A 13,471-nucleotide genomic window follows, 5' to 3' on the forward strand; every position below is an offset into this window, starting at 1 on the left:
TTTTTAGCGGCTCAGATGACGTCGAAGAAATTCGATGGCCGGTTGCGTAACCAGATCGAAGCCGAACGAATACGTGGGAGTGACGTCGCAATAGTGATTCATGAACGGAATCACATGAGTTTCGGCGTGCGGATTGTTATGGCGCTTCAACGCTTCGTTCATCCACTGCGTTTGTTCGACCGGTACATGCATGTCGAACGCGCCATGAATGCCGAGCACCGGTTGACGAATTTTGTGAGCATGACTGATGGGTTGCACCTCTTCATAAAACGCGCGGTGTTCGTCGGGTGCGCCGCCTAGCCACTGGCAAAGCAGTGCGTAGCGTCCGGGTGCGTATCCCGCTACGCCGCGCACATGCTGCAGCAGATCGGTCGGTGAGCCGAATGAAAGCGCGGCGCGCAGTTCGGGCCATTCGGCGGCCGCGCGCAGTGCGCTCGTGCCTCCACGCGACATGCCCATGACGGCCGTGCTGTCCGGCGCGACCGAAGGTTGGCGTTGCAACCAGTCGAATGCGATCTTGATGTCGCGGTGATCGTCGATCGGCGAGCCGGCGCGGTAGGTGACGGACAGCGTGTGAAAGCCGCCTGCCGCGAGCCGGCTCGCCAGCCAGTCGATGCTGTCGATCAGGCCAGTGCTGATGCCGCCGGGACAGACGATGACAGCCGGCGCGCGTTGGCCGTTGGCAGGCGCGTAATGGCGTGCACCGAGGGTGAGGCCGTCGCCCGTGAGCGTGACATCATGGGTGGAGTAGCTGGGGTTCGACACAATCGGTTCTCCGGATGATGGATGACTGAAACGAATCGGGATCTGTCGTCATGCGCTCGGCGGCCTTCTCGGCCAGCATGATGACGGGGATGTTCGTATTGCCGGTCACCATGGCCGGCATGATCGACGCGTCGACGACGCTCAGACCGTTCACGCCGTACACACGGCAGTCGGCGTCGACTACGGCGAGCCGGTCGGCCGGCGCGCCCAGCTTGCAGGTGCCGGCGACATGGCCAACCGGCACCGCGCGCTCGCGCGCGACCGCTTCGAGCAGCGTATCGTCGCCGCGCAAAATTTCTGCATCGATTCCGACGTAGGCGATCGCGCGCCGACGCAGTGACCCGTACATGTCGAGTGCGCTGCTGAGTAAGCGCGCTTTCACGGCATTGGTTAGCGTGGGCTGATTCAGTGCGCGAATCAGCTTGCCTTGCGTCGGGAGGCAGGCGCCGTTGAGGTGGGCCGACACAATGGGATCGGCGAGCATGTCGAGCGCGAACCGCAGACCGTCGCGCAAACGCACGCGATCGCGCTCGTCGGAAAGCAGATTGAATTCCACCTTCGGCGCTGCTTGCGGCGCGGCAGAGTCGAGCGTAACGCTGCCACGCGAAAACGATTTATAGACGGAGACGCCGACACCGCCCATCGCGCGGCCTAGCGCATGCCACGAGGTTTTGTTCAACAGCACCATGAACATATCGCTGGCGGGGCAATTCGCAATACCGGACGAGTAGCGCAGGCAGTTGCTGAAACCCGGCCGCAACGCCGCGGATTGCCGTGAATTGCGTTTCAGATGGGCCGCGATCGAGAGCATAGGATGATTCAGCAGATTGCGGCCGACGCCTGGCAGATCGGCTTGCACCTCGATGCCGAGCGCGCGCAACGCGACCGGATCGCCGACGCCCGAACGCATGAGCAGCGTGGGCGAGTAGATCGCGCCGGCCGCGACGATCACTCGCCGGGCCTGTACTTCGTGCGCCACGCCGCCGGTGGTCAGCGCGACACCCGTGACGGTACGGTCGCGAATCAACACACGATCCACGTGTGCCGACGACACGATGCGTAAATTCGGCCGCGCGCGAACCTGTGCGTCCAGATAGGCGGTGGCAGCGGAGATGCGCCGTTCGGTCGTGTTGCTCATCGGTACCGCGGCAATGCCATCGCGAAACTCGCCGTTCATGTCGCCGAGTTCGGTGAAGCCGCGCTGACGCAATGCGGCGGCGGCTGCGGCGCTGAATGGCGGCCATTGCGCGGCATGATGGCGGCGGATTGTGACAGGTCCCGTGTCGCCATGCAGCGGGCCTGCGTAATCCATGTCGCGCTCGATACGTCGAAAGTAGGGCAGCACGTCCTCCCAACTCCAGCCGCTCGCGCCGTTCTGCGCCCACTCGTCGTAGTCGGCCGGCAGACCGCGCAACGCCGCCATGCCCATCACGGACGAGCCGCCGCCGATCACTTTCGCCTGCTCGAACGGCCGGGGCGCTTCGCCTGGACGCACCTGCGCGAGCAGATCGTTCCAGAAGAATTCACGTTGTCCATACGAGCGCGGATAGCTGTCCAGCAACGTGCCGGGTTCCGTGCCGGGAGCGAAGTCGCGGCCGGCCTCGAGCAGCAGAACGGTGACGCGCGGATCCGCGGACAAACGGCTGGCCAGCACGCAGCCCGCCGAGCCTGCACCGATGATCACGACGTCGTAGGCACCCAGGCTGGCGGGCGTCGGCGTGGCGCTCATGACTTCGTACTCCGTGACGTCGAGCAGGCGCGGCGCTTCACAGCAGGCCGCCATTCACGTGAAGGATCTGACCGGTGACGCCACGCGCGGCGTCGGTGGCGACGAAGTGAACGACATCGGCGATGTCGACGGGCATGGCAATGCGACCTTTGGGCGTGGCGGCAATGACGGTTGCGCGTCGGGCTTCAGTGGTCTGCGACATCATGGTCTGGGTGGCGGTCATGCCCGGCGACACGACGTTCGCGGTAATGCGGCGCGCGGCGATTTCCCTGGCGAGCACGCGCACGTAGACTTCGGTCGCGGTCTTGGCGCCCGAGTACGAAGCCGTGCCGGGATACGGCTGGCACGCCGTACTCGAAGAAATGAACACGATGCGTCCGCCGTCGCGCACGTTGCGCGCCGCCAGTTGAAGCGCAACGAACTGGCCGCGTGCGTTCAGTGCCATGACGCGGTCGAAATCCGCTTCACTCGTGTCGATCACGCTCTTCACGACCGCGTCGCCGCCGGCATTCAACACGGCGATATCCAGACCGCCGAAAGTCGCGGCGGTCCGATCGAACAACTGCGCGATCGCTTCGGGATCGCGAACGTCGGCAAGTACTGCGCTGGCCATGCCGCCGGTTCGCTCGATGTCGTGAACTACAGTTGCGGCGTCTTCCTGATCGGCGTCGTCGCGATAGTTTACGACCACGGCCGCGCCGCCTCGTGCGAGCGTGCGTGCGATCTCGGCGCCGATGCCGCGGCTCGCACCGGTGACGAGGGCCACTTTGCCGCTCAACGGCGTAGTCGGGGTGCGCGGCGCAGTTGCGCGGGATGAATCATTCATGAGGCTGTCTCTTGCTGATCGCTTTTCTGGGGCTGCAAGCGTGGTAGCAGCGAGCGCATACCGGATGCGCTCGTACTGGACTCGTGTCAGGCGGCCGGCGCGACGCCGGTGCGAATGTGCTGTCCGGTGATCCACCGGGCTTCGGGGCTGGCCAGGAAGGCGACCACGTCGGCCGCTTCTGTCAGATCCGCAACGGGCTTGCCGCCCGGATTCGCAGTGACGACGTTGACCGTGACGCCGCGCGCGCCGATCTCCTTCGCCAGCACCCGGCAGTACAGTTCCGACGCCGCGCTCGCGCCCGCGTGGACCGCGTTGCCGATCTCCAGCGCGTGGGACTCGTCGCCCGACGTCACGACGATGCAGCCGTTGTCGCGTACGCGCCGGCCGGCCTGTTGCAGAACGAAGAAACGCGCTTTGGCGTTCAGCGCGGTGAGCCTGTCGTAGTCGGCGAGGTCGACGTCGGCCAGCGGGCAGGACGCCGGTGCGTCCGGTGCATTGCTGACAACGATGTCGATTCCGACACCTTCGACAACGCGTTCGGCCTCGTCGAACAAGGTTGCGATAGCTGCCGGATCGGTCAGGTCGCCGCAAAGCGCCGAGGCTTGGCCGCCCGCGCCACGGATGGTAGCGACCAGAGCATGCACCGCCTCAACGGACGACTCACGCAATGCATGCAGCACCACCCTTGCGCCTTGTGCCGCCAGCGCAGCGGCGACGCTCGGACCAATGCCCTGGCAGGCCGCCGTGATCAGCGCGGATTTGCCGGAAAGGGCGCCAGTTTGCATCTCGTCTCCTGTTTATTGTCAGCCGCTCGACGCATCTGTTGCGTTCGCTGAATTGAATTCAATTTGAATTCATAATAGGGGTGAGCGATATGACTGTCAACCGTCATCATCCGCTCGGGCACGAGACGAGGGTTTTCCCTCTCATTGCAATACATTGAGAGCGCGCTTTAGAATTCATAATGAATTCAATTTGAATCCTATCTTGTTCGTGGGCTCTGTCGCCCGCTTGCGCCAACCATAAGGACCGCTTTATGCCAAATCCGATCTCGGACGCCGAACGCGAAGCACGTGTCGAGCTTGCCGCGCTTTATCGACTGATCGAACAGCACGGGTGGGGCGAAGGAATCTACAACCACGTCTCGCTGCGCATTCCCGACGCGCCCGACCATTTCCTGATCAAGCGCCACGACCTGATTTATTCCGAGGTGACGGCTTCGAATCTCGTCAAGGTCCGCATCGACGGCGACCTCGACGAGACGGCCGGTGTCAACCGGCCGGGATTCGTTCTGCATGGCGGTGTGCTGTCGGACCGACCGGACATCAACTGCGCGATTCATGTTCATACGGCGGCGGGCATTGCCGTTTCCGCTGACCGCGCGCCGCTCAAAATGGTGTCGCAATATGCCGTTCGCTTTTACGGCCGCATCGGTTATCACGAATACGAGGGAATCACCGATGGCTTGAGCGAGCGCGAGTCGATTGCGCGCGATCTGTCGAGTCACACCGCGCTTTTCATGCGCAATCACGGCGTACTCGTCGTCGCCGCAAGCGCGCCCGCGGCGTTCACCCGCATCAAGGATCTGCTCGAGGCGTGCCGTATCCAGTTGATGTTGCAGGCGAGCGGCGATCGGCTCGTGGAAGTGCCGCCGGAAGTTTGCGAGAAAACGCTGCGTCAGTTCGAAAAGCACGACAACGGGCGCGGCGGTGCGGAGTGGCCAGCTTACCTGCGTATGCTGGACCGGCTGGACGCCTCGTACAAGCTTTGAGGTTTGAAACGGCCGCAGCGCGGCCGCTTTACGCCGCTATTAGCGCATGCCGCGAAAATATTTGACGACAGTCTCGGCCACGCGGTGCAGATGTTCCTCTGCCGCTTTCTGTGCCGCTGCGCCATCTCGCGCGAGCAGCGCCTTGAGGATCGTCTCGTGCTCGTCGATGACGCTGTGGGTGGGAACATGCTGCCGCACGCCTTCAATACGCGGCCGCCGTACGTGGCTGGACAGCATTGAATGCATATCCACCAGCACGGGATTGCCCGTCAATTCGATCAGTTTGCGATGGAAAGACTGATTGAGCCTGAAGTACTCCTCTGTCTCATCGGAATCGAAGTGCTGGCTGAATCGCTCATGCAGTTGGGCGAGTTCTCGAAGCTGTGCGTCCGTTGCGCGTTCGCAAACCTGGCGTGCCGCGTAGCCTTCCAGTGCGGCGAGGACATCGAGTTTGTCTTCGATGGTCTCGACGGAAATGGGGCTCACGATCGCGCCGCGATTGCGGAAAAGCTGCACCAGCCCTTCCGATGCCAGCACCTTTAACGCTTCGCGTAATGGCGTACGCGACACTTCCAGTTCCTCGCATAGCTCGCGCTCCGAGATCGGCGTGCCAGGACGAAGTACCCCGTCGACTATCTTGTTGCGCAGAATTTCGGTGACCTGGTGATGAAGCGGCTGAGTGTCTTGCGTCATGAGTAGATGGAAGGGTCGATGGTTGTGCTGCGCGGCGAACGCCAGAAAGTTGGAATCGCCCAGATTGCATTCGATTGGTATTCTGAATGTATCACAGCATTCATCGCACTGAAACTGTGCGATTGGATGCCGCGCCGACCCAGACGTGCGCATGACGAAGCGCACGCACCGGCGCCGGAAATTTCGTCAACTTGGCCCGCTTTTCCCTTGCGGCGCCGCATTCCGCCACATTGCACGCAGGCTTTCCCTCTACCGCTAGTGGAAAACGATAAATGAATTTAAATTGAATTCAATTTAAATTCAATCTGCGTGCTCGATAACAGATGCGTACGCCGAGTGCGGGCCACCAGAAAAAATTCGACAGAAGAGCCCGCGGACGACATGACAAGGAGGAGACGGAAGTGAAAAAATTTGCAGGACTAGGTTTGTTGATTGTCAGTAGTGCTGCTTTTTCACAGAGCAGCGTGACACTCTACGGACGGCTGGACGCCGGCGTGCAATATCTCAGTAATGTGGCGGGCGCCGACGGGCGGCGCTCCGCACTGTGGAGCGCCGACAGCGGCGATGATGGCGCAAGCGCTTTCGGCGTCTACGGCACGGAGGATATCGGCGGTGGCTACAAGGTGAACTTCAAGCTGCTCGACTATCTGCTCGTGACAAACGGGCTGAGTGCTACTCCATTCTGGAACAATGCCTGGGTGGGCATGTCAGGACCGTTCGGCTCGTTCCGGATGGGACGCGACGACTCAATCCTGAAAGACGGCAACTTCGACTACGACCCGTTTTCGCAGCAGCACGCCGGACTGGCTTCGCTCGTGCGTGGCGCGAACTGGCCGAACTTCAGCAATACATTCAGCTACTACACGCCGACTTTCGGCGGCTTTGACGCGGGCTTTCAATACTCGCTGAGCGGCGTGCCCGGCCAGTTCAATAGCGCGCGCGCCGACGGCGTGCAACTGAGCTATCGACTCGGCGCGTTTTCGGCACGAACGGTCTACCAGGAGGTTCGCGATCCGAACGGCAAATACAGCGATCTGTACACGGCCCAGAAGCAGTTGTTCGCCGCGGCCGCGTTTGTGGGCGGCGCATTCAAGGTGCAGGTCTCGTACACCTATATGGCCGCGCCCGACGCTCCGCTCGGCGGTCCACGATATGCCGATTTCGGCTGGTTGGGGCTGACTTACACCGCTTCGCCGTTTCTGCGCGTCACCGCTGCTGCATACCATATCCATCAACGCGATGGGCAAGGCAGTGCGACGCTGCTGGACCTTGGACAGACCTATAACCTGTCGAAGCGAACTTCTCTTTATGCGACCGTGGGCTATCTGATCAATGGGAAAAACACCAACTTCTCCGCGGTCGAACAGCCCGAGACCTCGGCCTGGAATCCCGCACCAGGCCACAATCAACTCGGCTTCTATGCAGGCGTCATGCATTACTTCTGACAGCTTACGGATCGATAAAAGGACTTCACATGAGAAAAACAATCGTGGCGCTTCTGCTAGCCGCAAGCCTTCAGACGATGGTGACCGCGCCCGTCGCGCAAGCTCAGTCGGCGAGCGGAGCGGCTTTGCCGGACGACGCCGTTGCGCATCCCAATCGTTACTTCCGGAAACAGTCGCCCGAAGACAAGCAACTCACACGGTCGGTTCGCAGACAGATCGCGAAGCTGAAAGGTGTCGATGTCAGCGACGTGTCGGTCAGTTCTCGCAATGGACTCGTGCGCCTTACCGGGACGGTACAGCGTGCCGACGAGTCGCAGCAACTCGGTCAGGCGGTGCAGGGCATGACGGGAGTGAACGCGGTCATCAATTCGCTGACGATTCGAACGCGGATGTAGGCGGACGGCGAGTCGCATCTGGAAATCAGCCGAGTGTGTCGTTCGCATGAGAAGGCGGCGCGCTCGACGTCCACGCGCTGCGCTGCCAGTCTTCGCTATTTCGCAAATAGGGTTTGAACAGGGTACATCCTATTGGTAGGGATACCCATTCGCATGTACCTTGAAAGCGTGAAGGTGCGCGCACGGAGCACGGGACAGATGCTGCGGCGCGGAGGAGACAGGAGACGCGACGTGCAGAATCCTTCGACCGAATGGTCAACCAGCGACGTTCCTTTGGGCGACCGCACCGACGCCTGGGAATCGGTACTCAGTGCGAGTTATCGCGAGTGGCAGGTTCCGCGTCGTCTTCCGGCCACGTTCTATGCCCATGTGAAGCAGCACGACTTCGCCGGGGCGGGGATTGTCGAGACAGTTTGCGACCCTTGCATGGGACAACGTACGCGCGGACACGTCCGCCACGACGATGAGCTTTACGTCGGCGTTCAATTGACGACCGCCGGCCGCGAGCGGTTCAGGATCGGAGATTCCGGTGTGGAGGTCGCCTCGGGCGATGTCGTCGTCTGGACAACCGACCAGGTTGTCGAGTTCGAGGTTCTCGAGCGCCTGCACAAGGTCACCTTGATGATTCCCTGGTCGGTGATGCGTGAGCGCTTACCGGAACGCAAACACCCGCCCACCGGCGGCAAGATCGAAAGCCGCACGGGCGTTGGCTCGCTGCTCGCCGTTCACCTGCTCGCGCTTTCAAATGAAATCGCGACGCTCGACGAGAGCGTTCAAGGCCCCGTCAACAGGTCCACACTCGAGCTGCTGGGTATCGCGCTATCAGGTCAGCAACCGTCTGCAACGTTCGACGCGAGCGCGGCCATGCTTCGGCGCGTGCAGGACTTCATTCTGCAACATCTGCACGAAGACGATCTGAATCCAACCCGAATTGCCGAAGCAAACCGCATTTCGCTGCGCTATCTGCATATGCTTTTTCAGCGCAGCGACATGACCGTCTCGGGGTGGATTCTGGACAGACGGCTGCATGCCTGCAAGCTGGCTCTGACGGATCCCGCCTACAACCGCCAGCACATCTCGGAGATCGCATTCCGCTGGGGTTTCAATTCGACCAGCCATTTTTGCCGGGCGTTCAAGGAAAAATACGGAGCCTCTCCGGGCGACGTGCGCCGGACGGTGGGGGCCGGGCCTGCAGATGAGCCGGCATGACAGGCAGACGACAGGCGGACAGGAGATGACCTGTCCGCTCAATAACGAAACTGTCTGGTAAGGCGACGCCACGCCGCGTTGCGCGTTGCGGCCAGCCAGTTACACCGAGAAGCGGCAGAGCGTCTCGCCGCCATCGATGCGAATGAGATCGCCGTGAATGTAACTCGATTCGTCCGAGGCGAGAAATACCGCGAGGTTCGCGATATCTTCGACTTCGCCCCAGCGTTTCAGCGGAATGGCGTCCGTGAACACCTTGTCGAAGTCTTTGTCGTCGAATAGCGCGCGTGTCAACGACGTTTTCGCATACGTGGGGCAGATACCGTTGACGCGAATCCTGTCGCGCCCATATTCGATTGCCAGGCAGCGTGTCAGATTAGCGGCCGCGCCCTTCGATATGTTGTAGACGGACTGCTTCGGGTGGCCTTGCAAGCCGGCAGTCGAAACGATGTTGATGATATTGCCGCCGCGCGCCTGCTTCAGAAATACCTTGATGGCTTCCTGACAGCCGAACCACGTGCCTTTCACATTCACGTCGAAGCAGACGTCGAGGTCTTCGACCGCGAACTCGTGGGCAAGCTTGCCGGCCCGATATATACCGGCGTTGTTGACCATCACGTCGAGACCGCCGTAGAGCCGGACCGTTTCCTTGACCAGGTTCGCAACCTGGTCGAGCCTCGTCACGTCGCATGCCACATACTGAGCCTTGCCGCCGGCCCCGGTAATGGCGGCTACGGTAGTCAACTGCGGGTTGCCTTCGAAGCCGCCCTGGTTCGGTGCCTCGTGGATATCGCTGACAACCACGCTGGCACCTTCCGCTGCATACGCCATTGCGATGCCGCGACCGAATCCCGAACTTGCGCCCGTGACGATGGCGACCTTTCCTTTGAGCCTTTCCATGAATCCTCCTGGGAGAAAGGATGGCCAGCCGCAACGGGTTGGCCGTTACCGCGTTCAGCGTGCCGTAAAGGCGCCGTCGACTGTGAGCATGGAACCCGTCATCCACTCCGCGTCGTCGGAAGCGAGGAATAGCGCGGCTCTCGCGACATCGTCCGCGGTGCCGACGCGCGGCCACGGCGTCAGGTCGTGAAGCAGCTTGTTGGTATCGTCGTTTTCGAGGAAGGAGCGCACCATCGCGGTTGCGAGAAACCCGGGGCAGATCGCGTTCACGTTGATGCGCTCGGGCGCGAAGTCGAGTGCGAGTTCGCGTGTCAGATTGACGACCGCTCCCTTCGACGCGCAATAAGCCGGTTCGAGCGCCAGCCCGACCAGGCCGCCGATGGACGCGATGTTGACGATCCGGCCACGGACCTGGGCGCCGGTCGACGTCGTCAGCGGTTCCTGTTTCATGAACTGCGTGATAGCGTACTTGCAACCGAGCCAAACGCCTTTTGCATTCACGTTCATCGTGAAATCGTATTGCTCTTCCGTCTCGTCGATGATGCTGTGCAGACCGGTAAACACGCCCGCGTTGTTGACGATGATGTCGAGCCGGCCGAAGGTCGAAACCGCATGGCCGATGATCTTCTGGACGTCGGCCGCTTTGCTGGCGTCCGCCGCGATGAACGTGGTCTTGCCGCCTTCCCGGGTGATGACCGCATCGGTATCGGTTTCGATATCCTTCTCGTAGCCGCCTTGCAGTGCCGACTTCTTCAGATCAGAGCAGACGACATGCGCGCCCTCGCGCGCGAGAGCTAGCGCGATTGCTCGTCCATTTCCCGAACTGGAACCGGTTACGACGGCGACGCGACTTTCAAGTTTGCGGGTCAAGATTGTCTCCTTGAGTAGTAGTACTTTCGAATGACTTCGCGTTACATGATTCGTAGACGATGCGTGACGCCCGATGTGCCCGGTCAGGCGGGAAATGCCGTGAACGTATGAACCGCAATTTTTCCGTCCTTGACGACCAGTGTGTCCGTTGCCAGGGTAACCCAGGGCTTCGCCTCCCACGCGAGGTATGCCACGTCGCGCACCGTGCTCATGCTCGTAATCCTGAACGCCGGCCAGAACGCCGGGTCCGCGCCGTCAAGGAAGGCCTTGAAGAAGCCGGTTATCTCCTCGCGGCCGCGAAAGGTCTTGTCCGGCGTGACGAGCGCGGAGTCGTCGTCATAATCCTTGAGAATCTCCGCAACGCCGTGAGCAAAGGCGCCGAGATGATGGTCGAGGATCTGCCTGGTTGCAGCTTCGGTCTGTTCAGAGGAATTTGACATGTCGAATGTCCACAGGAGGGGCGGCGGGATGTATCGGCAACGATGAGCGTGCCGATACATGACATGGAAAGCGGACTTTTCAGCCCGCGTACGCGCGCTGGGCTTCGTCCCAGGTGACCACCACGATTGGCGTGCCGTCTTCCTTGATAAAGGAAAGCGGGCCGAGGAACGTCATATAAAACTCACTGTCGACCGGGAACGAGGTTTTGTCGTGACGGGCATTGGCAGACTCGTAGCCGTATGCCGGCGCCACGACGGTGTCGCCGCCATCCTCGCTGCCGCCACGGACGTCCATGCGGCCTTTTGTCAGCAGATATTCGCCTGGCCCGACGTGAAAGTGAGAGTTAAAGGACGAGCCGGCCGGACAGTCGAAAATCGCAGTCCACGCGCCCATCTCGGGCGAGGCGTGGAGCATCTTCCAGCGAATGCCGCCTCGGGAAAGTGCGTCCGGGAAGGGCTTCCACGGAATGTCGTCGATCTGAACGGCTTCTTCGCGAACCTTCGGTTTGATTTCCATCGTCGTCTCCTGATTTCGCCGAACCAGAATCGAGTTCGGTAAGGTTTGTGGGTGAAACAACGATATCGCAGGCAACGAGACAAAGATTGCACGCTAGCGCAACTCGGGTTGCCTGACAGTGCAGTGGAGGTGTGGAGGTGTGCGGACGCCAATGCACGGCTTCGATTCCTTCGCCGCGTACCGGAAACGGAATGACTCATGCATCGGGCCACCCAATGTCTGGCGTCCATGATTTGCGCCGCACGCCGAGGGACTTCTCAGGGTGCGAAACACAGGCTCCGCTCACCGTACGTGCAATGGTGTCGCAGAGCCACTGCTGCGCCGCTGAATCCTCAGGGCGAAGCTGCCAGCAAAGGTCGACATCGAAAGACGAGACAGGAAACGGCAGTGGCAGCGGGCGCACGCAAATCCTGCACAGGCGGGCCAACGCCGATTGTTCGCCCCGTAGCAATTGTGATTTCACGCTATCGGCATAGAAAAAAGATAGGTCCCACCTAAACTGAATTCTGTCAGCGGCGCGCGTCTCACCGACTTGCACCGCTCTTGAAACCGGATTAGGGATCCATCATGAAAAACAGACTTCTTGCGATGTTGCTCGTTGCGGCCACTACCTCCATCGCTGCGCCTGCATTTGCCAGCGGCTATGGACCGGCGCCTTCCTACCGTCCTTCGGTCGGGGCTCCCGCGTCACAACGAGGCCAGAGCGCACAAACCGTCGCAGCGGAACGCAACGATGCGGTCGGCTCCGTCAATGATTCGTACGGCGGCGTGGTTGCGCAATCCGTGGTGTCTGGCAGCCGTCAACCTGACCAGTCGGCTGCTCGCCTGTACTCGCGTCATTAATTCGAAAGGCGTCTGCTGATCAAGGCTGTAGCGAGGTGTCGAAATGCTGAAGATTATTCAAGGTGCGGTCGTGATCGCTGTGCTGATGCTTTATCTGGCGCCCGCAATGATTGCCGACGCCAGAAACCGGGAAGACGCCTTTGCGGTGACGATGGTGAACATTCTGCTCGGGTGGACGGTTCTGGGCTGGTTCGCTGCGCTGATATGGGCGCGGCATCCGGTCAGCGACCGTCGATTGAAGCACTTCGCAAGACGGGCGCAACGCGCAGTTGCACGCGTTACCATCAACGCAATCGTTGCCCGATCCGAAGGTCGTGCCAGTTCAATCCCGGTGGTCAACCCTCGGCTGGTGCCGTTGGTAGCGCGCATTGCGGCAAGGAGCAATCGCTGCCCAAGGAATTGAGTTTTTTCCGCATGGCAAGGTACGGTCTACCCGTGGCTGTCGATCCATGCGCGAGCCCATTCGAGTCCAGCCTGCTGCGCGCCCTCGTCAGTATCGAAAAAGCCAAGGACACCGGACGCTTCAATCACCCTGTTGTTTTGAGTAATGGTTCCGCTGGCAGCGTAAGGTCCAGGTCGATGCGGTTCCTCATGCTGCTGTATTGCATGTCCCCAGATGTTGTAGCCGTGGTAGGTTTCCGATTCCATTAACGCGACACCCCGACATAAGCCTGGCGGGAATCGACCCGCAGGATGTTCCCCTCAGGCGTGATCTGCCGCGGGATGTCTGTCAGATCAGGTGTTGCGGTTCGCGAATCCGCCGGGATTTCACGCTGTTTCGCAATCAACTTCGGCGCGGGCGCCCGAGCGCTTCGTGCATGATATTTCACGGTCCGCGAAGCACTGTGCCGATGTATCGACTGTTTATGCGACAGTTTGGCGGGCGGTGCGTCGGCCCGCGCCTCAGGCGGATTCCAGACTTCCACATAGCGTTCGCCTGCCGACACAGTAGAAACAACTGTCAGCAGCAGTGCGCCGAGGCCCAAGAATCGAAGCATGTCTTCTCCGTATTTTTCCAGTCGTTCCAAACCTTGCACGACTCACGGTTCCTACGCATGAGGCGCCGTCGCA

At 60.9% G+C, this 13,471-nt stretch carries 17 protein-coding genes; 6 read left to right on the top strand and 11 right to left on the bottom strand.

The window, feature by feature from the left end; translation table 11 throughout:
- Positions 1–3: 3 nt before the first annotated feature.
- The 4 genes from NE850_RS16935 to NE850_RS16950 form a co-directional block, all read right to left on the bottom strand.
- A complete protein-coding gene (locus NE850_RS16935) occupies positions 4–765 on the bottom strand; it encodes a prolyl oligopeptidase family serine peptidase (RefSeq protein WP_310698950.1) in 762 nt (253 codons plus the stop codon).
- Positions 737–2,494 carry a GMC family oxidoreductase gene (locus tag NE850_RS16940; RefSeq protein ID WP_007182354.1) on the bottom strand — a complete coding sequence of 586 codons (1,758 nt, stop codon included), beginning with the start codon at positions 2,492–2,494 and terminating at the stop codon, positions 737–739. The genes NE850_RS16935 and NE850_RS16940 overlap by 29 nt, the downstream gene beginning before the upstream one ends.
- 37 nt (positions 2,495–2,531) lie before the next feature.
- Positions 2,532–3,320 carry an SDR family oxidoreductase gene (locus NE850_RS16945; RefSeq protein WP_007182353.1) on the bottom strand — a complete coding sequence of 263 codons (789 nt, stop codon included), beginning with the start codon at positions 3,318–3,320 and terminating at the stop codon, positions 2,532–2,534.
- A gap of 86 nt (positions 3,321–3,406) precedes the next feature.
- Positions 3,407–4,105, bottom strand: coding sequence for an SDR family oxidoreductase (locus NE850_RS16950; RefSeq protein ID WP_310698951.1), 699 nt, complete (start codon positions 4,103–4,105; stop codon positions 3,407–3,409).
- A 251-nt stretch (positions 4,106–4,356) separates the two neighbouring features.
- On the opposite strand from NE850_RS16950, the gene NE850_RS16955 reads away from it, so the two are divergent.
- Entirely contained in the window at positions 4,357–5,091 is a 735-nt protein-coding gene (locus NE850_RS16955; protein WP_007182351.1) for a class II aldolase/adducin family protein, read from the top strand.
- A gap of 39 nt (positions 5,092–5,130) precedes the next feature.
- On the opposite strand, the gene NE850_RS16960 is transcribed toward NE850_RS16955, so the two are convergent.
- Positions 5,131–5,784: a GntR family transcriptional regulator gene (locus tag NE850_RS16960; protein ID WP_007182350.1), complete on the bottom strand. Its 654-nt coding sequence runs from the start codon at positions 5,782–5,784 to the stop codon at positions 5,131–5,133.
- Between the two features lie 401 nt (positions 5,785–6,185).
- Here NE850_RS16960 and NE850_RS16965 point away from each other — a divergent pair, with 401 nt between their 5' ends.
- The 3 genes from NE850_RS16965 to NE850_RS16975 all read left to right on the top strand — a co-directional run bounded on the left by NE850_RS16965 (position 6,186) and on the right by NE850_RS16975 (position 8,833).
- Entirely contained in the window at positions 6,186–7,229 is a 1,044-nt protein-coding gene (locus tag NE850_RS16965; protein WP_007182349.1) for a porin, read from the top strand.
- Positions 7,230–7,258: 29 nt separating this feature from the next.
- Positions 7,259–7,624: a BON domain-containing protein gene (locus tag NE850_RS16970; protein WP_007182348.1), complete on the top strand. Its 366-nt coding sequence runs from the start codon at positions 7,259–7,261 to the stop codon at positions 7,622–7,624.
- A gap of 231 nt (positions 7,625–7,855) precedes the next feature.
- On the top strand, positions 7,856–8,833 hold the full coding sequence (locus NE850_RS16975) for a helix-turn-helix domain-containing protein (RefSeq protein ID WP_232064133.1): 978 nt from the start codon (positions 7,856–7,858) through the stop codon (positions 8,831–8,833).
- A 99-nt stretch (positions 8,834–8,932) separates the two neighbouring features.
- Here NE850_RS16975 and NE850_RS16980 read toward each other — a convergent pair whose 3' ends face one another.
- The 4 genes from NE850_RS16980 to NE850_RS16995 all read right to left on the bottom strand — a co-directional run bounded on the left by NE850_RS16980 (position 8,933) and on the right by NE850_RS16995 (position 11,557).
- Positions 8,933–9,730: an SDR family NAD(P)-dependent oxidoreductase gene (locus tag NE850_RS16980; RefSeq protein WP_007182346.1), complete on the bottom strand. Its 798-nt coding sequence runs from the start codon at positions 9,728–9,730 to the stop codon at positions 8,933–8,935.
- A 54-nt stretch (positions 9,731–9,784) separates the two neighbouring features.
- Positions 9,785–10,600, bottom strand: coding sequence for an SDR family NAD(P)-dependent oxidoreductase (locus NE850_RS16985; RefSeq protein WP_007182345.1), 816 nt, complete (start codon positions 10,598–10,600; stop codon positions 9,785–9,787).
- 83 nt (positions 10,601–10,683) lie between these two features.
- Entirely contained in the window at positions 10,684–11,040 is a 357-nt protein-coding gene (locus NE850_RS16990; protein WP_165185585.1) for a nuclear transport factor 2 family protein, read from the bottom strand.
- A 79-nt stretch (positions 11,041–11,119) separates the two neighbouring features.
- Positions 11,120–11,557 carry a 2,4'-dihydroxyacetophenone dioxygenase family protein gene (locus tag NE850_RS16995; protein ID WP_007182343.1) on the bottom strand — a complete coding sequence of 146 codons (438 nt, stop codon included), beginning with the start codon at positions 11,555–11,557 and terminating at the stop codon, positions 11,120–11,122.
- 567 nt (positions 11,558–12,124) lie between these two features.
- On the opposite strand from NE850_RS16995, the gene NE850_RS17000 reads away from it, so the two are divergent.
- Positions 12,125–12,400, top strand: a complete 276-nt coding sequence (locus NE850_RS17000) for a hypothetical protein (protein ID WP_310698953.1) — start codon at positions 12,125–12,127, stop codon at positions 12,398–12,400.
- A 70-nt stretch (positions 12,401–12,470) separates the two neighbouring features.
- Positions 12,471–12,803 (top strand): superinfection immunity protein, encoded by a 333-nt coding sequence (locus NE850_RS17005; protein WP_310698954.1) that lies wholly within the window; start codon positions 12,471–12,473, stop codon positions 12,801–12,803.
- A 26-nt stretch (positions 12,804–12,829) separates the two neighbouring features.
- On the opposite strand, the gene NE850_RS17010 is transcribed toward NE850_RS17005, so the two are convergent.
- Both NE850_RS17010 and NE850_RS17015 read right to left on the bottom strand, forming a co-directional pair.
- Positions 12,830–13,048, bottom strand: coding sequence for a hypothetical protein (locus tag NE850_RS17010; RefSeq protein ID WP_007182340.1), 219 nt, complete (start codon positions 13,046–13,048; stop codon positions 12,830–12,832).
- Positions 13,048–13,437 carry a hypothetical protein gene (locus tag NE850_RS17015; protein WP_157187837.1) on the bottom strand — a complete coding sequence of 130 codons (390 nt, stop codon included), beginning with the start codon at positions 13,435–13,437 and terminating at the stop codon, positions 13,048–13,050. The genes NE850_RS17010 and NE850_RS17015 overlap by 1 nt, the downstream gene beginning before the upstream one ends.
- Positions 13,438–13,471 lie beyond the last annotated feature (34 nt).

It is taken from the genome of Paraburkholderia sp. USG1, from assembly GCF_031570135.1.
GTDB classification, from domain to species: Bacteria; Pseudomonadota; Gammaproteobacteria; order Burkholderiales; family Burkholderiaceae; genus Paraburkholderia; species Paraburkholderia dioscoreae.

Coding starts and splice junctions, on each gene's coding strand:
- NE850_RS16990 (WP_165185585.1), bottom strand. CDS start 11,040: ATGTCAAATTCCTCTGAACAGACCGAAGCTGCAACCAGGCAGATCCTC.
- NE850_RS16945 (WP_007182353.1), bottom strand. CDS start 3,320: ATGAATGATTCATCCCGCGCAACTGCGCCGCGCACCCCGACTACGCCG.
- NE850_RS17010 (WP_007182340.1), bottom strand. CDS start 13,048: ATGGAATCGGAAACCTACCACGGCTACAACATCTGGGGACATGCAATA.
- NE850_RS16980 (WP_007182346.1), bottom strand. CDS start 9,730: ATGGAAAGGCTCAAAGGAAAGGTCGCCATCGTCACGGGCGCAAGTTCG.
- NE850_RS16995 (WP_007182343.1), bottom strand. CDS start 11,557: ATGGAAATCAAACCGAAGGTTCGCGAAGAAGCCGTTCAGATCGACGAC.
- NE850_RS16970 (WP_007182348.1), top strand. CDS start 7,259: ATGAGAAAAACAATCGTGGCGCTTCTGCTAGCCGCAAGCCTTCAGACG.
- NE850_RS16955 (WP_007182351.1), top strand. CDS start 4,357: ATGCCAAATCCGATCTCGGACGCCGAACGCGAAGCACGTGTCGAGCTT.
- NE850_RS16960 (WP_007182350.1), bottom strand. CDS start 5,784: ATGACGCAAGACACTCAGCCGCTTCATCACCAGGTCACCGAAATTCTG.
- NE850_RS17000 (WP_310698953.1), top strand. CDS start 12,125: ATGAAAAACAGACTTCTTGCGATGTTGCTCGTTGCGGCCACTACCTCC.
- NE850_RS16940 (WP_007182354.1), bottom strand. CDS start 2,494: ATGAGCGCCACGCCGACGCCCGCCAGCCTGGGTGCCTACGACGTCGTG.
- NE850_RS16950 (WP_310698951.1), bottom strand. CDS start 4,105: ATGCAAACTGGCGCCCTTTCCGGCAAATCCGCGCTGATCACGGCGGCC.